At 71.4% G+C, this 22,223-nt stretch carries 15 protein-coding genes and 2 pseudogenes; 8 read left to right on the forward strand and 9 right to left on the reverse strand.

The window, feature by feature from the left end; all coding sequences use genetic code 11:
* Positions 1-100: 100 nt before the first annotated feature.
* The 3 genes from sph to AC3EUV_RS02010 form a co-directional block, all read right to left on the reverse strand.
* Positions 101-1,075 (reverse strand): sphingomyelin phosphodiesterase, encoded by a 975-nt coding sequence (sph, locus tag AC3EUV_RS02000; RefSeq protein ID WP_435601973.1) that lies wholly within the window; start codon positions 1,073-1,075, stop codon positions 101-103.
* A gap of 126 nt (positions 1,076-1,201) precedes the next feature.
* Positions 1,202-2,845 carry a DUF6895 family protein gene (locus tag AC3EUV_RS02005; protein WP_432140605.1) on the reverse strand — a complete coding sequence of 548 codons (1,644 nt, stop codon included), beginning with the start codon at positions 2,843-2,845 and terminating at the stop codon, positions 1,202-1,204.
* 79 nt (positions 2,846-2,924) lie between these two features.
* Entirely contained in the window at positions 2,925-3,143 is a 219-nt protein-coding gene (locus AC3EUV_RS02010) for a hypothetical protein (protein ID WP_085922571.1), read from the reverse strand.
* A gap of 466 nt (positions 3,144-3,609) precedes the next feature.
* Here AC3EUV_RS02010 and AC3EUV_RS02015 point away from each other — a divergent pair, with 466 nt between their 5' ends.
* Positions 3,610-4,461, forward strand: coding sequence for an oxygenase MpaB family protein (locus AC3EUV_RS02015; protein WP_435601974.1), 852 nt, complete (start codon positions 3,610-3,612; stop codon positions 4,459-4,461).
* A 66-nt stretch (positions 4,462-4,527) separates the two neighbouring features.
* On the opposite strand, the gene AC3EUV_RS02020 is transcribed toward AC3EUV_RS02015, so the two are convergent.
* Positions 4,528-6,015 (reverse strand): M1 family metallopeptidase, encoded by a 1,488-nt coding sequence (locus AC3EUV_RS02020; RefSeq protein WP_435601975.1) that lies wholly within the window; start codon positions 6,013-6,015, stop codon positions 4,528-4,530.
* A 346-nt stretch (positions 6,016-6,361) separates the two neighbouring features.
* On the opposite strand from AC3EUV_RS02020, the gene AC3EUV_RS02025 reads away from it, so the two are divergent.
* The 3 genes from AC3EUV_RS02025 (at position 6,362) to AC3EUV_RS02035 (ending at position 11,490) form a co-directional block, all read left to right on the forward strand.
* Positions 6,362-8,278, forward strand: a complete 1,917-nt coding sequence (locus AC3EUV_RS02025; protein ID WP_435602051.1) for a Xaa-Pro dipeptidyl-peptidase — start codon at positions 6,362-6,364, stop codon at positions 8,276-8,278.
* Positions 8,279-8,355: 77 nt separating this feature from the next.
* A complete protein-coding gene (locus AC3EUV_RS02030; RefSeq protein WP_432140608.1) occupies positions 8,356-9,696 on the forward strand; it encodes a M14 family metallopeptidase in 1,341 nt (446 codons plus the stop codon).
* Between the two features lie 78 nt (positions 9,697-9,774).
* Entirely contained in the window at positions 9,775-11,490 is a 1,716-nt protein-coding gene (locus AC3EUV_RS02035; RefSeq protein WP_432140609.1) for a BCCT family transporter, read from the forward strand.
* Positions 11,491-11,600: 110 nt separating this feature from the next.
* Here AC3EUV_RS02035 and AC3EUV_RS02040 read toward each other — a convergent pair whose 3' ends face one another.
* Positions 11,601-12,494, reverse strand: coding sequence for a D-alanyl-D-alanine carboxypeptidase family protein (locus AC3EUV_RS02040; protein WP_432140610.1), 894 nt, complete (start codon positions 12,492-12,494; stop codon positions 11,601-11,603).
* Between the two features lie 177 nt (positions 12,495-12,671).
* Positions 12,672-13,682: an FAD-dependent oxidoreductase gene (locus tag AC3EUV_RS02045; protein ID WP_432140611.1), complete on the reverse strand. Its 1,011-nt coding sequence runs from the start codon at positions 13,680-13,682 to the stop codon at positions 12,672-12,674.
* On the opposite strand from AC3EUV_RS02045, the gene AC3EUV_RS02050 reads away from it, so the two are divergent.
* The 4 genes and pseudogenes from AC3EUV_RS02050 (at position 13,607) to AC3EUV_RS02065 (ending at position 17,011) form a co-directional block, all read left to right on the forward strand.
* Positions 13,607-14,131 (forward strand): TrmH family RNA methyltransferase, encoded by a 525-nt coding sequence (locus tag AC3EUV_RS02050; protein ID WP_435601976.1) that lies wholly within the window; start codon positions 13,607-13,609, stop codon positions 14,129-14,131. The genes AC3EUV_RS02045 and AC3EUV_RS02050 overlap by 76 nt on opposite strands.
* A 226-nt stretch (positions 14,132-14,357) precedes the next feature.
* Positions 14,358-16,361 (forward strand): FUSC family protein, encoded by a 2,004-nt coding sequence (locus tag AC3EUV_RS02055; RefSeq protein ID WP_432140613.1) that lies wholly within the window; start codon positions 14,358-14,360, stop codon positions 16,359-16,361.
* Positions 16,362-16,417: 56 nt separating this feature from the next.
* Positions 16,418-16,528 (forward strand): annotated as a pseudogene (locus AC3EUV_RS02060) (Hsp20/alpha crystallin family protein); the annotation flags it as partial.
* Between the two features lie 93 nt (positions 16,529-16,621).
* Positions 16,622-17,011 (forward strand): DUF2267 domain-containing protein, encoded by a 390-nt coding sequence (locus AC3EUV_RS02065; RefSeq protein ID WP_432140732.1) that lies wholly within the window; start codon positions 16,622-16,624, stop codon positions 17,009-17,011.
* A gap of 86 nt (positions 17,012-17,097) precedes the next feature.
* On the opposite strand, the pseudogene AC3EUV_RS02070 reads toward AC3EUV_RS02065, so the two are convergent.
* From AC3EUV_RS02070 to AC3EUV_RS02080, 3 genes and pseudogenes are all read right to left on the reverse strand, one after another.
* Positions 17,098-18,356: pseudogene (locus AC3EUV_RS02070) on the reverse strand (Cmx/CmrA family chloramphenicol efflux MFS transporter).
* 440 nt (positions 18,357-18,796) lie between these two features.
* Positions 18,797-20,695, reverse strand: a complete 1,899-nt coding sequence (locus AC3EUV_RS02075; RefSeq protein WP_435601977.1) for an ATP-binding protein — start codon at positions 20,693-20,695, stop codon at positions 18,797-18,799.
* The gene (locus tag AC3EUV_RS02080; RefSeq protein ID WP_435601978.1) at positions 20,692-22,098 is read right to left on the reverse strand and encodes a DUF2201 family putative metallopeptidase; all 1,407 of its coding nucleotides are present in this window, start codon (positions 22,096-22,098) and stop codon (positions 20,692-20,694) included. Before AC3EUV_RS02080 ends, AC3EUV_RS02075 begins: the two co-directional genes overlap by 4 nt.
* Positions 22,099-22,223 lie beyond the last annotated feature (125 nt).

Genomic DNA, 22,223 nt, shown 5'->3' on the forward strand with positions numbered 1-22,223 from the left:
GGGCCCTCGTCGGCGGGCCCCCGCCGGGGCACCTGCACCGGACAGCGCGCCGAGCCGCAGAAGGCACTCGACGCGCTGCCGGACGGCGAACGGCCGCCGCTCAGCCGCCGATCAGCGGATAGTGATCGGAGAGATTGGTGTACGTGTAGTCCTTGCCCCAGCTGGAGACCGTCCAGGGCGCCGACTCCTCCTTGACCACGGTGTTCTGCCATCCGGCGGGACGGGCGTGGCCGTTGCGGTACAGGACGTAGTCCAGGTCCTCGCGGGGGTCGTCCGGGTAGCGGTACTTCGCGATGGAGTTGTCCTGGGTGTCGAAGGAGTACGGGTGGCCGGTGCGGCTGTCGGCGGGCGCCAGGTCGGCGTTGCTGAGCAGCGCGTCGTACTCGGCGCTGTGGGAGTCGACGTTCAGATCGCCCGCAACGATGACCTCTTCGTCCGCCGGGATGTTCTTGGCATCCAGGAACGCGTCCACCTCCTTGAGCTGCTTGGCGCGGTCGCCGGCCGCCTCGCCCGCCTTGCAGCCCGGGTCGGTGGACTGGGTGTGGGTGCCGACCACATGCACCTTGGTGCCGTTGACGTCCAACACCGCATAGACGAAGCCCTTGTTGGAGAGGTAGTCCGCACCGCAGGCGTCCTTGTAGACGTACTGCTCCTTGCGCAGGATCGGCCACTTGCTCAGCAGCGTGACCCCGCCGTCCTCCGGGGTCGTGGCGGAGTAGGCACCGCCGGTGGCGTCCCAGCCGCTGCGGCTCCGGCCCATCACCGGGGTCTGGTGCGGATACTGCGCCGCGGCCCGGGACTTCAGCGTCTCGGAGGAGGAGTTGTCGAACGCTTCCTGGAGCACTACGACGTCCTGGCCCTGGAAGAAGTCCGCGTCCGTGATCGCCTGGGCGCGGTGGTCCTGGCCCCAGTTGGGATAGAGGTTCTTGCTCATGAGGAAGACGTTGTAGCTGAGCACCTTCAGACGGGGCGTGGCGGCGGCCGACGCGGAGGGGGCCGCGGCCGTCACCGTGACCGCGGCGAGTGCCGTGGCGAGGGCGGCGATCCGGGGTATGCGCAGCGCTGAGTGCGACACTGAATCTCCCTGTGGGGGTGGGGACGTGAACCAGCGTCGCTTATCCAAGCAGTTGGGGTTACTTCCAGGTAACCGTCTGGGGGGTACGAGATGGACGGGCCGAGGCTCTTGCCGTAGCGCCTCGGGTCAGGGGCCGGACCGCGGGCCCGTGAGCGCCGCGCCGCAGGCCGTGTGCACGGCGGCCAGCGCGGTGACCGCGCTCTGGGTCCAGGACAGCAACGCCCGTTCGCGGCTCGATGGTTCGTCGCAGGCCGGGCGGCCGAACGCGCCGCACGCGCTCTGCTGGGCGAGGAGGAAGGAGACGGCGTCGCGGGTGATGCGGTGCCGCGCCCGCCCGCTGCGGGCCGAGTCCCGGATGAAGCCGGCGATCTGCCCCAGGTGATAGTCCTTCCAGGCGCCGGGCACGTCGGTGACGGCGGTCTCCGGTGCCGGGGGCGGCGCGTCGGCCCCACCGGTCAGTGCGGCCGCACGCTGCGGGGCGAGCAGCCCCAGGCCGACCAGGCGTTGGACGTTGTGCACCGCCTGCGGGGGCACCCGGTCCAGGAGTTCGACGGCGGCGACGGTGGACTTGAGGAACAGGTCGAGCGAGGCGCAGGGGATCCCGTGGGCCCGCAGACCGGAGGCGAACTCGCCGACGACCTCCATGCCGTGCCGCTGCCACACCTCCGCGTCCGCGTCCGCGAGACGCGTGGAGAAATCGAGCAGCAGGGGGCGGGCGAGCCCGGGTTCGCCCAGCGCCGCGGCCGCATACGCGACGGCCGCGGCGGCGGGCAGACAGCCGGCCGGGTCGTGGCGCCGGCCCGTGTCCGCCAGCCACCCCACGGCCCGCCGGAGCGGCTGCTCCACGGCCGGGTGCGGCGTCGGTACGGACGGCCGGGGCCGCCGCGCCACCCGGGGGCTGCGGTCCAGGAGCGCGGCCAGGGCCGCGACGATGGTGGTGTGGTAGCCGGTGGACCAGTGCCGGTACGCCTCGTCGCCGTCGGCGAGTCCGGGGTGGACCACCCCCGGCGGCCCGTTGACCCGCCCGTCGGCCTCTTGTACCGCCGTGAGGAACTCCCAGGCCCGGCGGGCTTCTTCGGAGTCCCGGACCCCGAGGCACAGCAGGCAGCACAGCAGCTCCCCCACCAGGTCGGCATTCTCCTGGCCGAGGGTGAGTACGAGGAGCGCTTCGAGCAGCTCCACCGCCGCGGCCGGATCGAAGTCCCCTGGCCAGCGCGGCTCGCGGAGGCCGAAGTCCGTGGCGTAGAAGATCGTGTGGGTGATCGCGTAGATGTCGCGATCGGTGAGCTTGAGGACGTTCGGGCGGTTGCAGAGCAGGGTGAACGGCAGGACCTCGTCCATGGCGGGCAGCGGGTGCGGAACACCGCACAGCTCCAGGGTGTGCAGCAGATCGAGCTGCCGGTAGGGAATCCGCTCGAAGGCCGCCGCATATCCGCCCGCTGCGGCCTGGGTGATCAGCCGCCGGAACTCCGGGTCCTCGCGTCCGCAGAGCCGGAGCGCCGCATAGGTTCCCGCGTACAGCAGGAGGGCGGCTTCGTCCCGGGCGATCAGTTCACGGTAGGAGGGGCGGCCCGCGATCCGCTCGACCTGATCGAGGAGGGCCGCGTAGTCGCCGTCGAGTGGTTCAGGATCGAGGCGGGCCCGCAGTCCCACCAGGAATGCCGTCTCGATGAGGGCCTTGCGGGCGAACAGCACCCGGTCCGTGGCGGCTTCGGCCGGATCGATCAGAGAGCGGCGCGCAGCGAGCCAGGCGACTGCCCGGGTCTCCACCGCGCGCCTTTGTGACGAACCGTCACCGGGCTGCTTCGTGTCCACTCAATGCCTCCCGGCGATCGGCGTGATCAATGGCTCAGCTGCCCGCGGCGGAGTCGTCTTCCGCGACCTGGTTGGCGACTACGAGCACGTACCGCTCCCAGGCGAGTACGTAGCCGGCCACATCGTCGAGTTGGCTGACCTGGTCGACGACTCGCTGTAGCGGAACGGTGAGGTCGACGAGTCCGCTGGTCCGCAGAAAGTCGAGTGCCTTACGGGCATCGACCGGTGGCGGACAGGGCGGGGGACAGGACATGAGTTGCTCCTTTCGGGTGGTTCGGAGGAACATTGCGAGTGTCGCGTTCCGTCACCTACTTGTCACTATGTGCGTCCAGTGGGAAAAGTGGTGATTTGATCGCTCCAGCTCAGAGGTTTATCGCGCGGCGAAACCACCCTTGGAGGTGAATATCCGCTGTGGGATCAAGGTGATTTCGGTGGGGCGAGGCCATACGGCCGGGTGTCGAGTGACGGCGTACCCTCCGCCGCTCGCCCGGCGTGGGCGGCCCCTCCGCCGACGCTCGTCCCGGCGCGCGGAACCAGATGTTCCTGTCCGCGTCCAACTCGCGTGCCCGTGCAGGAGCTTTCGGTACCCTCGGGCCCGAGTGGGGTCATGTCGCAGTGGAGTGTTGTGGGCCGGTTTCGGCGGCATGTGGGGGTGTGGCGGCGGGGAGCGGGCCTCGCGTCCGCTGATCGCGGAGAGTCACCGTATGATGATTAATACCATGATTGCGGTAAAAAATGACCCGAATCCCCCGCCGGTCGGAGGTGTGCTCTGGTCGCTGGCCGGGGACATCCGCATGCTGCTGACGCTGCCGGCCGCGCTGGCCATGCAGGTCGCCCATCCGGCGGTGGGCGCCGGGGTGGACGACCACTCCGTCTTCCGTACGGACCCCTGGGGGCGCGGCGAGCGCTCCCTGACCTCGCTCCAGCTGTGGGTGTACGGAGGGGAGGCGGCGGCCGCGGAGGGGCGCCGGCTGCGCGCGCTGCACAAGACCATCCAGGGGACCGACGCACACGGCCGCGCCTACCACGCGCTCACCCCCGCCTACTACGCCTGGGTGCACGCCACCGGCTACCCCGTCTTCCGGCACGCCCAGCAGTATCTGGGCCGCCCCTTCACCGAGGCGCAGGAGCGGGCGCTGTATGCGGAGTGGCTTCAGGTCGGCCGGATCCTGGGGATCCATGACCGCGATATGCCGCAGACGATCGAGGAGTTCTGGCCGTATTACCAGAAGGTCCTCGACAATGAACTCGAAGAGACCGTGGTGGTCAAGGAGTTGCTGGCAACGGACCTGCCGCTGCCGGTTCCCGACCGCGGCCCGCGCTGGCTGCGGCTGCTTCTGCGGCTGTCCTGGCCGTGGCTGCGCCCGCGGTTCGCCCGTGTCCGGCGCTTTCTCACCATCGGGCTGATGCCGCCGGATGCCCGGCAGGCCATCGGGCTGGAGTGGACGGACGCCCAGGAGCGCACCCTGCGCCGTTTCGGCCGGGTCGTGCGCGCCGTGGTGCCGGTACTCCCGGAGCGGCTGCGGTTCATGCCGATCGCGCGCCGGGCCAGGCAGGCGGCGCGGCAGTAGCGACGCGGTGCGCGGACGGAGCCGGGGATGCCCCGGCTCCGTCTCGTTCAGCGACCGTCCACCGGCTCAGTGCCCGTGCACGTGGTGCGTGGCCGCGATCTGCTTCCACGACTTGGGCGCGGCGACCGGCGCCCGCGAGGCGCCGAGGGCCTGCTTGGCCGCCCCCGCGGAGGGCCGGGACGGCTGGAAGAGCCAGGTGTCGAAGAACCCGGCCAGCTGCTTGCCGGTCTTCTTCTCGGCGAACTTCACAAAGTCGGCCACCGAGGCGTTGCCGTACCGGTTCTCCGTCGGCCAGGACTTGAGGAGGCCGAAGAAGACCTTGTCACCGACCTTGTTGCGGAGCGCCTGTAGGGTCAGCGCGCCACGGTCGTAGACCGCGCCGTCGAACTGGTTCTCCGCGCCCGGGTTGCCCGGCTTGACCTTCCAGAACGGGTCGTCGGCCGGGTGCTGGGCGTAGACATAGTCAGCCAGCTCCTGAGCGGTGCCCTCGCCCTCCTTCTCCGACCACAGCCACTGGCTGTAGGCGGCGAAGCCCTCGTTGATCCAGATGTCCTTCCAGTCCTTCAGCGAGACGCTGTCGCCGTACCACTGGTGCGCCAGCTCGTGCACCACTACGGAGACGTTCGTGCCGCGGTCGAAGGCCTTCTTCCCGTAGAACGGGCGGGTCTGGGTCTCCAGCGCGTATCCGGCCGGCACGTTCGGCACATAGCCGCCCACCGCGTTGAACGGGTAGGCGCCGAAGACGCTTTCCAGCCACTCGGTGATCTCGGTGGTGCGCTCGATGCTCGCCTTCGCCGAGCCCTCGTTCGCGCCGAGGTCCTTGCTGACGGCGTTGATGACCGGCAGGCCGTTCGCGGTCTTGTCGGTGGTGATGTCGAACTTGCCGACGGCCAGCGTCGTCAGATACGTCGCCTGCGGCTTGTCCGAGCGCCAGTTGTAGCGCGTCCAGCCCAGCTTGGAGGACTGCGAGGCCAGCACACCGTTGCTCAGCGCCTGGGTGCCGTCCGGGACCGCCACCGAGATGTCGTACGTCGCCTTGTCGGTGGGGTGGTCATTGCTCGGGAACCACCACACGGCGGCGTCCGGCTCCTGTGCGATCACCCCGCCGTCGGGGGTACGGGCCCAGGCGCTGTAGCCGTCTATCTTGAGCTCGGAGGGCTTGCCCGCGTAGCGCACCACGACGCTGATCTGCTTGCCCTTCTCCAGCGGCGTGGCCGGAGTGACCTCCAGCTCGTGCTTGCCGGAGGTGGCGAAGGACGCCTTCTTGCCGTTGATCCGGATCTCACTGACCTTGAGGCCGAAGTCCAGGTTGAAGCGGGAGAGATCCTGGGTGGTGGTGGCCAGCAGGGTGGCCGTGCCCTCCAGCAGGTCCGTCTTCGGCTGGTACTTGAGCCGCAGATCGTAGTGGGAAACGTCGTATCCGCCGTTTCCGCTCTCGGGGTAGTAGGTGTCGCCCACACCCGGAGCGCCCGGTGTGAAGTCGGCGGCGGAGGCCGGGATGGCCAGCAGCAGGCTGAGTGCGACCGCGCCCGGGACGAGGAGTCTGTGACGCACGAGTCCTCCAACTCGTAGGGGGGATGGCTCTGTTCAGACCCTATGTACTGAGCCCGGCCAACGTCATGTACATGGCCTGATCTGACACATGACCGACATGAACCCTCATCCGTCCCACCCGTCCGCCGGCCCCCTCCGCCACGGTCCGCGACGGGCGCTGCCGCGATCGCGGGGCATGGGCTTCCGGACCGCCCGTGGGGTGAAAAGCTACCCATGGACCTGTTTTCGGCCGCGGGCGGCCCGCGGGTGCCCGGACACGCCCTTACGCAGGTGAGTTGGGCCGCGCTACCGTCCGCCCGTGACGAATCCTGCGCGGATCCCCCGCATCCCCTTCACAGCGCTCGTGATGGCAGCCGTCGCCGCCCTGCTGTCCACCCTGATCGGGCCGGCCGCCGCGCAGGCGGCGCCCGCCGAGAGCAGACCCGTCTACTCCTACGACCGCGCGATACGCGAATCGGTCTGGGTGGACACACGGCTGGACGGCGACGCGGACGGGAGGACCGACCGCGTCGCCGTCGACATCGTGCGGCCCGCCGAACCGGCGCAGCAGGGCCGGCGGATCCCCGTGATCATGGACGCCAGTCCCTATTACTCCTGCTGCGGGCGCGGCAACGAGAGCCAGAAGAAGACCTACGACGAGCGGGACCGGCCGGTCGGGTTCCCGCTCTTCTACGACAACTACTTCGTGCCGCGCGGCTATGCGACGGTCCTGGTCGACCTGGCGGGCACCAACCGCTCGGACGGCTGCTCCGACGTCGGCGGCCGCTCCGACATCCGGTCCGCCAGGGCCGTCGTCGACTGGCTCGGCGGCAGGGGCCGCGCCTACACCGCCCGTACGGGAGGCAAGCCCGTCACGGCCGGCTGGTCCAACGGCAGCACCGGCATGATCGGCAAGAGCTGGGACGCCACCATCGCCAACGGCGTCGCGGCCACCGGCGTCCAGGGGCTGAAGACCATCGTCCCGATCGCCGGCATCTCCTCCTGGTACGACTACTACTTCGCCAAGGGCGCCCCGCTCTATGACTCGGGGCCGGACTCCCTCGCCGATGTCGTCGACAGCCCCGCTGCGCGGGGGCGCTGCGCCGCCGTGCAGAAGAAGCTCGCCGACGGGGCGCCCCGCACCGGCGACTGGACCGGTCTGTGGCGCGAGCGCGACTACGTCCGCGACGCGGACCGGGTCCGGGCCAGCGTGCTCCTGGTGCACGGGATGCAGGACCTCAACGTCCGGACCCGGCACGCCGGGCAGTGGTGGGACGCGCTCGCCCGGCACGGCGTCGAGCGCAAGATCTGGCTCTCCCAGACCGGGCATGTGGACCCGTTCGACTACCGGCGAAGTGCCTGGGTCAAGACCCTGCACCACTGGTTCGACCACTATTTGCTGGGCTACGACAACGGCATCGAGCGCACCCCGATGGCCGATATCGAGCGCTCGCCCGACAAATGGTCCACCGACCCGCAGTGGCCCGCTCCCGGCACCGCGCCCACCACACTGCGCCCGCGCGACGGCAGCGCGCCCGGCGTCGGCGTGCTGGGGACCCGTAAGGCACCGCACGGCGCGACCGCGGCCTTCACCGATGACCCGAAGCTGAGCGAGGCCGACTGGGCGGCCCGGATCGATGCCCCGACCGCCGCCAAGGCCGGGTTCCGCACCGGGCCGCTGCGCGCGCCGCTGCGGCTCTCCGGCTCCGGCACGGTGACCGTGACCGTCACCCCGAGCACCTCGACCGCCCATCTCTCCGCCGTGCTGGCCGACCTCGGCCCCGACACCATCCGCGACTACGCGGCCGACGGCGAGGGCATCACCACCCTCGGCCGGCGCACCTGCTGGGGCGCCGGAACCACGGGCGACACCGGCTGCTTCAAGGAGACCGCCGCCAACACCCGGAAGGTCGCCCACACCGTCTTCAGCCGCGGCTGGGCCGACCTCGGCAACTACGCCGACGCCCACAAGGGCCGCCCGCTCACCCCCGGCAAGCCCTACACCCTCACCCTGGACCTGGCCCCGAGCGATCATGTCGTGCCCGCCGGGCACCGGCTCGCGCTCATCGTGGCCGGCACCGACGCCGGTCTGATCGACCCGCCCGCGTCTACGCCGAAGCTCACCCTCGACCTGTCCCGTACCTCCGCCGAACTCCCGCTGACCGGCGGCACAGCGGCCTTCGTACGGGCCACCGCGGGCGCACCCGGGCACCCGGACACCGCGGCACCGCTGGACGGCATCGCCCCGCCGCGCTCGGTCAGCCGGCTGCCGGCCGTGGGATGACCACCCGGGGCCGCCGCAGCGCGGGCGGCCCCACCCGGTCCCCCTCTCCACCGCTCACCCAAGGGAGGCTCCTCCTCGTGATACCCCGCTCCCACCGCCTCGCCGCCGGGCCGCTGGCCATCGGGCTGACGGCCACCCTCGGCGCGACCCCGCCGCCCGCGCCCGCCGCTGCCGCAACCCCCGCACCCCGTACGGGATTCGAGATCAGCCATGGCGCCCGCTGGACCGGGCAGGCCGAGGAACAGGACTTCCTCAGGGCCGTCGACCGGGGCTCGGTGCGCGTACGGATCGACCGGATCGGCACCACCGGGCAGGGCCGCCCGCTGCGGCTCGTCCGGATCGGCGCCCCCGCCCCCGAGCGCCCGGCGCAGGTCCGCCGCGGCAACTCCGTGCTGCTGATCTGCTCCCAGCACGGTGACGAGCCCTCCGGGCGCGAGGCATGTCTGACCACCGTCCGCAATCTCGCCTACGCCAAGGACCCGGCGACCCGGCGCTTCCTGGAACGCACCAGCGTGCTGGTCGTCCCGACCGCCAACCCCGACGGCCGGGCCGCGGACACCCGCGGCAACGCCGACGGCACCGACATCAACCGCGACCACATCGCCCTGCGCACCGCCGAGGGCCGGGCGATGGCCGAGGTCATCCGCGACTACCGCCCCGACACCATCTATGACCTGCACGAATACGGTCCCACCGTCCCGTATTACATGAAGGACGTGCTGTCGCTGTGGCCGCGCAACCTCAATACCGCGGACGGGGTGCACCGGGAAGCGGCCGCGCTCTCCCAGGACTTCGTGCGGCCCGCCGTCCAGCGGGCGGGCTTCTCCACCGGCGTCTACGGCATCTGGACCGACCCGGAGACCGGTGATCCCGTCAAGCAGGTCGCGGGCGACGGCCAGGAGCGGATCCTGCGCAACACCGCGGGCGTCAAGGGCTCGCTCGGGCTGCTCGTCGAGACCCGGGTCGATGCGCTCACCGAGGCCGAGAAGGCCGACCCCGCGCTCAACAACCGCCGCCGGGTGGACTCCCAGTTGGCCGCGCTGGACGGCGCCTTTACCTTCCTCGGCCGGCACCGGTCACGGATCGAGGCGGCCACCACCGCCGCCCGGCTCGCGGGCTATGCCGATCACGGTCCGGTGTACCTCGGCGGCGCGGATAACGAACCGGCCACCGAAGAGCAGATCCTGTCCGACCCGCCTTGCGCCTATCGCCTCGAAGAGGGACAGTTTGCGCAGGTCAGGGAAGAACTGGTGAGGCACGGAGTGGTGTGGCGCCGGGACCGTGACGGTGTCGTCGTGCCGCTGCGCCAACCGCTGCGGAAGCTCGTTCCGCTGCTGTTGGACCGGAGGGCCGGTTATCACCTTACGGTCGCGACGCCCCTCAACGTCTGCCGTCGTGTGGTAGGGGGTAACGGGTAAGGAAAATATGGCCCATTGAAAGGTTGACACGTGTCGGACACAGTCAGAGAAGCCGGAGACGGGGGTGGCACCCCATCCGTGACGGACGTCCCCGACGAGCCGCAGCACCACGGGCCCCCACAGACCGACCGTGTGGTCTTCGGTGTGACCTCACTGCTCACCCTCGCCTTCATCGCGTGGGGAGCGTCGTCCACCGAATCCCTCAAGAGCGCATCGACCTCGATGCTGAACTGGGTGATCGACAACGGCGGGTGGGCCTTCGTGCTCTCCGCCTCCGGATTTGTGATCTTTGCGATTTGGCTGGCGGTCAGCAAGTACGGCCGGATCACGCTCGGCAAGGAGGGCGAGGAGCCCGAATTCCGCACCGTGTCATGGATCGCGATGATGTTCAGCGCGGGCATGGGCATCGGTTTGATGTTCTACGGCGTCAGTGAGCCGCTGGGGCACTTCAGCACCCCACCGCCGGGCACCGATCCGAAGGACGCCGCCCAGGCGATGGACACCGCGATGGCCACCACGATGTTCCACTGGACGCTGCACCCCTGGGCGATCTATGCGGTCGTTGGTCTGGCCATCGCTTACAGCTGCTTCCGGCGGGGGAGGCGGCAGACGATAAGCGCGGTGTTCACGCCACTGATCGGCACTCGGCGCGCGAACGGCTGGGGCGGCCGGGTCATCGACATCCTGGCCATCTTCGCCACCCTCTTCGGTTCGGCGGCCTCGCTGGGACTCGGTGCGCTCCAGATCGGCAGCGGCATCAAGGTCCTCGGCTGGATGGACAGCGTCAGCACCACCCTGCTGGTCGGTGTCATCACCGTGCTGACCATCGCCTTCATCCTGTCCGCGGTCTCCGGTATCGCCAAGGGCGTCCAGATGCTGTCCAACATCAATATGGTGCTGGCGCTCATCCTGGCGGTCTTCGTGTTCGTGGTCGGGCCGACCATCCTCATCCTCAACCTGCTGCCGACCTCCCTCGGTTCGTTCATCGGCGAGCTGCCGCAGCTCGCGGGCCGTACGGAGGCCAGCAGCGGCGACGAGGTGGGCGGCTGGCTGCGCAGCTGGACGGTCTTCTACTGGGCGTGGTGGATCTCCTGGACGCCGTTCGTGGGCATGTTCATCGCCCGGATCAGCCGGGGCCGGACCATCCGCCAGTTCATCGGCGGGGTCATCCTCGTCCCGAGCGTGGTCAGCCTGGCGTGGTTCGCGGTGTTCGGCGGCTCGGCCATGAAGCTCCAGGAGTCCAAGCAGCTCAGCGGGTCGAGCACGCCCGAAGGCCAGCTCTTCGACGTGCTGCACCAGTACCCGCTCGCCACGGTCATGAGCATCCTCGTCATGATCCTGGTCGGCATCTTCTTCGTGTCCGGTGCCGATGCCGCGTCCATCGTCATGGGCACCCTCTCGCAGAAGGGAACCTTCGAGCCGACCCGGCTCGTGGTGATCTTCTGGGGTGTGGTGACCGGCGCGGTCGCCGCGATCATGCTGCTGATCGGCGGCGGTTCGGGCGATGCCCTGACCGGCCTCCAGAATCTGACGATTCTGGTCGCGGTGCCGTTCATGGTCGTGATGATCGCCATGTGCTGGGCGCTGATGCGCGATCTGCGCAGCGATCCGCTGATCGTGCGCGGCCAGAAGGGCGCGGAGGTCGTCGAACTGGCCGTGATCGCGGGCCATGAGCAGTACGACGGTGACTTCGAGATCCAGATCGGACCCGGTGGCAACGGCAACGGGGACGACGAGGGTGACGGCAGCGGCACCGGCGAGGACAACGGCGTCGGAGTGAAGAGCGGCGGCTAGCCCGTCTCCGGAGCGGCGTCGTACGGCCCCGGTGAGGTGCCGGCGGCCGGATGACGAAGGGGCCTGCGCCCGACCCGAAGGTCGTGCGCAGGCCCCACGCCTGTCCCGGGTTACTTCTTGAAGCCGTAGTCCATCAGCTTCTTCGCGTCAGCGGTGCGGTTCGTCACCGAGGTGGAGGCGAGAACCGTGCCGATGACCGTCTTGCCACCGCGGGTGGCGGCGAAGACCAGGCAGTACTTGGCCTCCGGGCCGGAGCCCGTCTTGACGCCGAGGGTGCCCGAGTAGCTGCCGAGCAGCGCGTTGGTGTTGGTCCACGACATGTTGCGGTAGCCACCGCTCTTCGTCGTGACCTTCTGCGTGGTCGACTTCGTCTTCACGACCGTACGGAAGGTGGAGTACTTCATCGCGTTGGAGGCGAGCTTGGTCAGGTCGCGCGGAGTCGAGTAGTTCGCGCCCTTGCCGATGCCGTCGAACGAGTCGAAGTGCGTGTTCGTCATGCCGAGCGACCTGGCCGTGGAGTTCATCTTGCCGATGAACGACTGGACCCGCGCGGCCCGGGTGGAGCCGCTGCCGAACTTGTCGGCCAGCGCGTACGCCGCGTCGCAGCCGGACGGGAGCATCAGCCCGTACAGCAGCTGGCGGACGGTGACCTTGTCGCCGACGATCAGCTTGGCCGAGGAGGCCCAGTTGTTGTCGACGATGTAGTCGCTGTACGCCTTCTGGACCGTCACCTTGGAATCAAGGTTGAGGTTCGACTGCGCCAGCACCACCCGGGCCGTCATGATCTTGGTGGTGGAGCCGGTGGAGCGACGGGTGTCCGCGGCCTTGGTGAAGAGGGTCTTCCCCGTGCCGTTGTTCATCACGAAGCCGCCCTTGGCGGCGATCGTGGGAGCCGTGGGCGCAGCGGCCTGCGCGGGAGCGGTGAACGCCCCGGCCGTCAGAACGGCTCCCGCGGTCACAGCGACCGCGGATACGCGACGAATGCCCTTAATGCGGTTTTTCAAAATGGATACTCCAAATATCCCTGAAGTGCGGCCATATAGAAATGGCGCTTGTCCGTAGGACGCATGAGACGGGCGAATGGATGCGCCGTCCGGCCGGTGAATTCCGCTCTTCCGCCCGCTGCTCGGCCGAAAGGACGGATTCCGGCCCGGGAAGACCGCGGTAAGGGTGCGCCGTACTTACGCACGTACCGGTCCGCGGCCCTCCTGGACCTCCCGCACCCTCCGCAGCACCTCGTCCGCGCACCCCCACGCCACGGTCACGCCCGCACCCCCGTGCCCGTAGTTGTGGACGCACGGCAGGCCCCCGGAGAGCCGCTCCGCCGTCAGCCGCACCGCCGGGCGGGCCGGGCGCAACCCCACCTTGTGGGCCAGGACCCGGGCCCGCGCCAGCTCCGGGAAGCGCCGGGCGGCGCGCGCCACGATGGCCGCCGCCACCGCCGGATCGGGCTCCCGGGACCAGGCGTTCTCCCGCGCGGTGCCTCCCAGCACCAGGCCGTACGGCTGGGGCAGCAGATACGTGGTGTCCGACGCCCCCGCGTCGGCGGAGACGGACCACTCCTCGATGCCGGGGTTCTCCACGATCACCAACTGGCCCTGGACCGGATGGACTTGAGGGTCGGGTACCAGATCGCGGGCGCCGAGCCCCGAGCAGTTGACGACCACGTCCGCCGCCGCTCCGGCCTCCTCCAGCGAGGCGACCTCGCGCCGCTCCACGGTCCCGCCCGCCGCCGCCAACCGCTGTTCCAGGTAACGGAGATGAGTGGGCATGTCCACCAGGGGAGTACGGGCCCGCCACCCCGACGCACAGCCCTCGGGGAGCTCCTCCGCCCGCGCCCGCCGCAATCCGGGCACCGCGTCGTACCAGGCGGCCAGCCCTTCCTCGGCGCCGCCGCCCGCAGGGGCCGTCATCGTGCCCGTGACCATCCGGGCGCCCGTCTCCGCCGGCCGTTCGGCGAGCGCCGTGAGCACCTGGAAGGAGCGTACGGACCACGCCACCGCCTGCTCGTACGGCCGGATGCGGTACGGCCAGCACAGCCCGCCGGCCACCGCCGAGGTCGTCCCGCCGGCCGCGTCCCGGCTCAGCACCCGTACCCGGTGTCCGTCCTCGGCCAGTGCGATCGCCGACGTCAGCCCGATCACCCCGCCGCCGACCACCCGTACGTCCAGGCCCTCCGTATTGCTCGTCATGCCGGGACGCTAACCGCTGGCGCGGGCGCGGAAAAGGGAACGGCGCCAACCTCGGCACCCTGCTGCGCACCTGCGACGCGGTCGGCGCCTGTCTGACCGTGCCGCGGTTCCCCTGGGTGCCCGAGGCGCTGGAGCGCGGCAATACGCTCCGCAGACCCGCCTGTGTGCACTGGACCGGTGATCCGGTGGGCTGGCTGGAGCGGCAGCGCGCACGGGGGTTGCGTGTGGTGGGGGTGGAACTCGCCGACGGGGCGGTACGGCTGGCGGATCTGGCGGCGGCGCGGGAGCCGACGGTGATGGTCCTCGGGCACGAGCAGCACGGGATTCCGCCCGAGGCCCTGGACCTGCTGGACGAGGTGGTGGAGATCCCGATGGTCGGGACCGGCGCCAGTCTGAACGTGGCGGTGGCGGGGTCGCTGGTGCTGTACCGGCTGGCGGGGTTGTGGTGAGGCGGAGGCCGGGTGTCGGGGGCTGGAGGCCAGGGGCCGGATGCCGGGGGTCCGGTTGGCGGGCAGCGCCCCCGGCCGGGCGCCCGCCATTTGTTCGTGATCTTGCGGTAACCCCGCGGCAGCGGAGTGGCCCCTCCAGGACCGTAGGCTGGTACCAGCACCGTTGGCCGATGACGCCCCTCGGAACCGCTTACCGCCGTCCGTACGCCGTCGTCTGAGGAGGCTCATGCTCCGCGCGCCGCGCGCCGTGCCCGCCTGGCTCGCCCACCCCTTCCGCTGGCAGCGGCTGCCCGTACCCTGGGCGGCCGTTGCCCGCGGTGCGCTGTGTGCGGGCCCGCTGCTGGGCGCGGGCATCGCGACCGGCCACCCGGCGCCCGGCGTCCTGGCCGGACTCGGCTCGATGCTGGCCGGGGTCAACGACCGCCCCGGCACCCGGCGCACCGGCATCGTCCATATCGGCCTGCCCGCCCTCGCCTCGGCGCTCGGCATGCTGATCGGCGCCTCGCTCCGGGCGGCCGACGCGGGCTGGTGGCTGCTGCCGGCGCTGTTCGCCGTCGGCTACGTCTCCGGCGCGGGCAGCGTGGCCGGGCCGGTGCGCTCCAACGCCGGAATGCAGATGCTGGCCACCACCATCCTGGGCGCCGGAATGCCGCTGCCCGGCGCGCCCTGGGCGAAGGCCCTCTATGTCCTCGCCGGCTGCCTGTGGCTGCTTCTGCTGCGGCTGGTGCTGCGCCCGCCCCGTCCCGCCGGCGGTGCGCTCAGCGGCGAACGGGCCGCGGTCGCCACGGTCTTCGACACGCTCGCCGACGCCCTGGGCGCGGTCGGCGGGCCGGATGCCGAGCCCGCCCGGCGCCGGCTCACCGCCGCCCTGGACCGCGCCGACGAGGCCGTGCGGCTGCGCCTCCTCACCAGCCGGCTGCTGCGCCGGTCCGCCCGTACGGAAGAGCTGCTGCTCACCGAGCGGTTCGCCGCGGCCACCGCGCTCTGCGAGGCCAGCGTGGCGCTGCTGTGGGAGGCCCGCTCGTTGCCGCCCCGGGTGGCGGAGAGCCCCCGCAGGTTCGCCGACGCCCTGCGCACCGGGCGGTCGCCGGGCCGGCTGTCCGCCCCGGAGACCAGCACGGCCGCGCGCGGCGCCTTCGACCAGGCCCTGCTGGACGCCGCGGTCGCCTTCGCCCGGCGGGAGCCGGAGGTGCCCACGGGAACGGAGCCGGCCCCGCCGGGCCGTCGTGCCTGGATGGCCCGCCCCGAGGCCGTGGTCCGCGGGGCGCTGGAGGCCGTCGGCGGACGGACGCGGCGCGGGCGCGGCCTGTTCGGCCCGGCTGGGCGGGATTACGGCCTGCGGGTCGCCGTCTGCATCGCCGCGAGCGTCGCCGTGGCGCTGCTGCTCCGCGCCGACCACTGGTACTGGCTCCCGGCGACCGTCACCTTCCTCGTCAAGCCGGACCTGGGCCCGCTCTTCTCCCGTACGGTCAACCGCTTCGCCGGAACCGTCGCGGGCGTGCTGGTCTTCGCCGGGGCCGGCCTGCTGCTGACCGGTGCCTGGTGGCCCGCGCTGATGGCGGGCGCGGGCGGTGCGCTGCTGCCGTTCGCCACCCGCCACTTCGCGCTTCAGACCGTCGCGATCACCCTCATGGTGCTGTCGTTCGTGCATGTCAGCGGCGATCCGCAGGCCGCCGCCGAGCGGATCGTGGACACCTCCATCGCCTGCGGCATCGTCCTTGTGGTCGGACATCTGCCCCGGCTCGCCGACCCGCGCCGCCGGGTCGGCCACCGCGTCACCGCGGCGCTGCGCAGCACCGAGCAGTTCCTGCGGCACGTCCTGGAGGCGGAACCGGGCGCGGACCCCACCCGGCGGCTGGCGCTGCGCCGCGCCGCCTACCGGGCGCTGGGGGAGGCCAGGGCGGCGGCGGAGACCGCCGCGGCGGAACTCCTCGCCGCCCGCGACCGCAACCCCGACTGGCTGACCGTGGTCACCGCGGCCGAACGCATCGTGGACGCCGCGACCGCCTGTGCGGTACGCCTCGACCACGGTGCGCACCGCCCGAGCCGGGCCGAGGCCGAGGGGCTGTGCCAGGCGCTGGCGGCGATGGCCGACGCCCTCGAGGACCCGCGCCGCCGGCCCGAGCCCGGCCCGTCCGCCCCTGACCTCCCGCCGGTTCCGGACTGCGCCACGCTCACGGATGTGGCCGTGGAACTGGAGCGGATCCGGGGGTACGCGGGGACGGGCTGAGGCGGGGTGTGCGGGGGCGGTCGGCGGGTCGACAGGCCGGCGGGCCGAGCGCCAAGGCGGACCACGAGGCGGGCGTCCTGATCCCGCGGATCCCGATCGCCGAGCGTGCCGGGCCCCGCAAGATCGCCATGGGCGGGGACACTGTGTGGAAGCAGATCCGCGGCTGAGCGGGACCGCGCCCGCATCGGCGGGGACGGGGAAGCCTCTCCCTCCGGTACCGCCCTCCGCGCTCCGAAGAGAAGGAGGCAGCTGTGGCGCCCATGCTGTGGGAGGCGTTCCTGGCAAAGGTCCAGGAGCGCGGCGAGTACGAGTCACCGCAGGAAGCGGAACGGGCGGCCCGCGTCGTCCTGGCCCTGCTGGGCGCGCATCTGGTCGGTGAGGAACGGGCCGAGCTGGCCGCCGATCTGCCGGAGACCTTCGCCCTGATCCTGCTCAATCCGCTCCAGGCCGTCGAGCCGCTGGACCCGGCACGGTTCGTGCGCGCCACGGCCGCCTGGATCGAGGGCGCCACCGAGGAGACCGCCAAGTGGGACGTCGGTGCCGTGCTCAGCGTCGTCGCCGACGCCGTGGACGAAGACCTCATGCAGCGCGTCCTGCTGCAACTGCCGCCGGACTTCGACCTCCTCTTCGGCCATCCCCGGTCGACATGATCGCGTCGTGAGGGCCGCCTCCCCGCTGATGGGGAGGCGGCCCTCGCGGCATGAGCCGCCTGCTCCGCAGAAGAGGCGGCCGTGGCTCACCGCCCCCGCCGGCCGTCCGCCGGTTCGTCGCCCGCCGCCGCGGGACGGGGCGCGGAGTCGTCCGTACGGGACGGCCGGGCCGCCCGGCGCGGAGCGGTGACCGGCCCGCGCCGGGTCACGAGGGCCAGGCCCCCGAGGACGAGCGCGAGCGCCGTCAGGAGGGCGCTCACCCACAGCGGTGAGCGGTAGCCGAGCCCCGCGGTGAGCGCGGCGCCGCCGCACCAGGGGCCGAGCGCCGCGCCCACGTTGAGCGCCGCCGTGGCGAACCCGCCGCCCAGGGTCGGTGCCCCGGTCGCCGCGTAGAGGACCTGCGAGACGAGGGTGGAGCCGACGGCGAACGACAGCGCCGCCTGGACGAAGAGGAGCACCGGCACGGCCACGGGGTTCCCGGCGGTGAGCGCCGTCGCGATCCAGCCGGCGAGCAGGGCCGGTCCGCCGAGCGCCAGGAGGCGGAGGGGGCTTGCGTCGGCCAGTCGCCCGGCCAAGCTGACCCCGGCGAACGACCCCAGGCCGAAGAGCGCCAGCAGGGCGGGCACCCAGCCGGCGCGGAGTCCGGTGACCTCGGTGACCAGCGGCGCGAGATAGGTGAAGGCGCAGAAGGTCGCGCCGTTCACCAGGGCGCCCAGGAGCAGCAGCACCACGAGCCGGGGGCTGCGCAGGGCACGCAGTTCCGCGCCGGCGCGGGGGCCGCCCGCGACGGACCGTGCGGCGGGGCCGGCCGGAACCGACCACCGGATCGCGAGAACGGCGGGCACCGAGACCAGCGCCACCGCCCAGAACGCCGAGCGCCAGCCCCACAGCTCACCGAGCAGCGCACCGGCGGGCACACCCGCGACACACGCCATGGTGGTGCCCCCGAGCAGGACGGAGGTGGCGCGGCCCTTGGCGTCGGGGGCGACCATCGAGGTCGCGGTCGTCAGGGCCACCGCCAGGAACCCGGCGTTGGCAGCGCCGCGACGACCCGGGTGGCCAGCAGGACTCCGTAGCCGGGGGTGACCGCCCCGAGGACATGGACGAGCAGGAACGTGACCAGGAAGGCCAGCAGGGCGCGACGCCGGGGCCAGCGCAGGCTCAACAGCGCCAGCAGCGGCGCGCCGATCACCATCCCCACGGCGAAGGCCGAGGTCAGCGCTCCCGCGGTGGAGAGCGAGACATTCAGATCACGGGCGATGTCCGGAAGGAGGCCGGACAGCATGAACTCGGAGGTGCCTTGGGCGAACACCGCAAGGCCGAGCAGGTAGAGAACGAAGGGCACAGCAACACTCCGCAACCACAGGGTGGATCGACAGGGCGCGACGGCAGATACAGCGGTGCCCGTGCGGAGGTGAAGGGAGCGACCGTCCGGCCGGGCAAGCGTGGCTACCGCGCGAAAGAACCTGTGACGTCAGGGAAATGACGCATGGTCAGGTAGAAGCCCGTACTACGGCGATCCGGTGGCAGGGAAACGTGCCGGGTGCTGCGCGCGACGAGGAAGTGACAGCGCGACGGCGCGACCGCGAGACGTGCAAGGAGCCACCGGACGGCCGGCGGCTAGCGTCTTGACGCCTCGGGGCTGGACATGCGGGCAGACTAATCGAGCCGTTCGGCCCCGTCCACGCAATTCGGCCCCGGCCATGCGACTGGGGCCCGTCCACACAATGCGGCGGCAGCCGGCGACTGCGGTCGGCGACACCGCCGACCGCCTAGCCCGGCCGCTCAGCCGCGGGGTATCAGTGCGAAGACCTCGATCCAGAAGCGCTGGACCTCGCTCGACGCGCCCACCAGATAGGTGGAACGCAGCTTCGGCGGGAGCAGCGCCACCAGCCGGGCCACCGTCGCCTGATGCTGCTTCAGCTGCGACAACTCTGCGTTGGCCAGGACCTGGTGGACCAGATCGCTGTCGTTCGAGCCCTCGCTCGACGCCTGCGCCGCCGTCCGCAGCCGCGACTCCCAGGCGTCGACCTCCTGGGCCAGCTCGCGCAGGCCGGTGACCGGGCGGTTGCTGAGCCGGTCGAGGAGGGCGGTCAGCGACACCGGAGCGTATTCGCCGTCACCGAGATAGATGGTGCCCATCTCCAACGGCAGCCCGCGCTGGTGGAGTTTGATCAGCCGCTCCAGGGTGCGCTTGGTGATCCAGGCCCGGCCGTCCTCGTCGATGTCGTGCTTCCACCACTCCAGGACCGTCTCGGCGACGGCACCGTACTTCGCGATCAGCCACTCGTTGGCCGGGATGTCGCCCGGCTCGACGGTCAGCGAGACGGTGAAGCGGGTCGCCTGCGCGATGTTGTTCCGGGCGACCAGGAGCTTGCGGCCGAGATGGTACGGCGGATTCTGCACCGCGATCTGCGCCCGCAGATTCTCGATCCGGCGGCCCGCCAGGGACCACTCCTGAGTGATCTCCATCAGCTTGGCGAACGCCGCCTTGTCCTTGGGGCGGTTGTACTCGTCCCAGACGATCGCCTTCGGCTCCGGACCCAGGAACGAACCGGACAGGAGGTTGTCCAGCGAGCCGTCGGTGGTCGGGATCGGTGCGCAGAGGTCTTCGACATTGGTCACCGGCATCGAGAAATACAGCGGTTCGCGCCCGTCGAGGCCCTCGCGGACGGTCTCGCGGACCAGCTCCGTCTTGCCGCACCCGGGCGGCCCCTGCAACAGCACCGACCAGCGGTTGCGCAGCGCCGCCCGCACCACGGCCCGTACCGGATCGGGAAGGGCGGCGGGGTTGTCGGCGCCCACCGTGGCCGCGATCCGGTCCAGCACCTCGGTCGTACGGTCCTTGCCCGGCCTGCCGTTGTCCTTCTGCTCGGCCAGCCGCAGCCGCTCGCCGTTGACCAGCGGCAAGCCCCAGCGCAGCGGGAAGCCCTCCCGGGCATTGGCCAGGATGTGATCGAGGGTGCGCGGGGAGAGCAGCTCGCGCAGGGCCGGGGTGAGGGTGGCCCAGAGGGTGAAGACCTCGCGCAGATTCCAGTCGCGGTACTTCGCCGCCAGCTGCTGCCGCCAGGACGTGTCGTTGGCGGTGATCCGGATCGTCACCATGCGGTCCAGGACGGCCAGATCGCTGCGCCGGGCCGCCGTCTCCGCCAGCGATTCGTTGTCCGTCAGGAAGACGCCGATGCAGCCCAGCTGCCGCAGGTCGTACTCGCCCAGCGTCCAGTTGCAGGCGATCTGCATCAGCTGGGACTGGATCGTGGCACCCGCCTGGAGCGAGTCGTCGATCAGCAGCACGAACGGCTTGCCGGGCCGCAACTGGCTCATCACCAGCTGCCGCAGCACCAGTTCCCCGGTCCCGGCGTCGCGCACCGGCGCGTTGGCGAGCAGATCGTCCGGGGTGAGATTGGCGGCCGGCACGAAGACCAGCTCGGCGTCGGGGTACGCCGCGGGCAGGTGGGAGAAGAAGGTGGCCGTCTTGCCGATACCGTGCTCGCCGAAGATCTGGCCGGTCTGACCCATGTCGATCATCGCGTCGATGAAGGACTCCAGCCGGGACACCCCCGTCCAGCCCTCCGGGGGCTCGGGGTAGGTGGCGCTGGGCCGCCATCCCGCGGGGCGGGGCGGCGGGCTCTGCGCGCTCGCCGCAGTCCCCAGTGGCGCCGCGGTCGGCGTGGTCGTGCTCATCGGTCTCCTGTCGTCACACGGTGGCAGGCCATCGGCGGGGTGTGGTGGTCGGGCCAGTCGTCGCCGCCCGCCGTGATCAGCCAGATCCATTTGTCCGGCTCGGCGGGGGTGATGTGCGGGGCGTAGCCGTCGGTGAGCATCACCACGGCGTCCGGTATCTCCTCGAAGCTGCGGCCGTCGACCGCCGTGCGGCCCTCGACGTAGTCGGCCACCGCCTGGAAGCTCGTGCCCCCGCCGCCGTACACCCTCTCCCCGGGGCGGAACGGCATCACCACACCGTCGAACGACAGCCAGTGGGCGGCCACCCCGTCGATCGAGCCCACCAGCTCCGTCAGCCAGTCGACCACCGCGGCGGGCATCGACCCCGAGGTGTCGTACGCGATCACGAGGTTCTTCTGCCGCACCGGGCCGCGCCGCGACAGCATCGGATCGTGGCCCAGCGCGGCCAGCAGGGCGCCGCGCTTCTTCGGATAGACCAGCCGCTCGCCCTCCCGCAGCTTGGACGCGAGGACATCGACCAGCCAGCGCTGCCACCAGTCGACCTTCCCCGTCCGCGGGGTCCGGCCACGCAGCGCCCCCGCGCCCAGCCGCCCCCACACCCGGCTCGCATGCTCCGAGGTGCCGTCCGTACGGTCCATCAGATCGAGCAACTCGCGCTCCGCGCCCGGGTGTCCGCGCCGCGCCGCCAGCAGGGAGTTGACCAGCGCGGTGGACACCGTCTCGTCGAGGGTCGGCTGATCGCCCTCCGCCGCCTCCGGGTCCGTGAGATGCACACAGGGCACCGCGGGAACGGGCGGCTGCCGCATGCGCTTGAGCTCGGAGAACACGGTCATGTCGGTCTCGACGAAGGCGTCGTAGCCGAGTGGTTCGAGGCCCTGGGCGGTCAGATCGCCGGCGTAGTCCCGGTGGATCTCGCGCGGGTCGACCCCCGTCGGCCGGCCATCGAGCTGCGGCAGTTCCTTGCGGCCGAGCCGGACCAGGGCGACATGGTTGATGGCGACCTCGGCGGCGAGCGTGAAGACCGGGTCCGCGCGCAGCTCGGGATCGGCGAACAGATGGCGGTGCACCAGATGCCGTGCCTCATGGAAGAGGACGAACTTCACGCCCTCCAGGCCCAGTCGGACGAAGAAGTCGGGGTTGTAGAGCAGCGGACAGCTGCCGTCCCCGGAGGCCACCACGGCCGCGGTCGCCACGGCCGTCGTCGGGATCTGGTGGTGGCACTTGGCGTAGATCCAGGACGCCACCACGGATTCCGTCAGCCCGAAATCCAGCAGTGCGGCTTCCTTGAGCCGCCGGGCCTCCGCGATCACGTCCGGTGCCGCGGGCTGCCGGCCCTCCAGGGCCCGCCGGTCGGTCAGGTCGACCACCGGCCGGTGCCCCACCGTCGTCGTGTCGTACGCCATGCCCCGCCCCCGTTCTCAGCTGCCTCCTTTCGTATCAGGAGGCACTGACAACGGAGCACGGCGGGACCTGTCACCAGGGGAGCGACGGCCGGTGAACGGCGGCAGCGGGCCGGTCCCGCTGCCGC

It is taken from the genome of Streptomyces sp. bgisy130, from assembly GCF_057708345.1.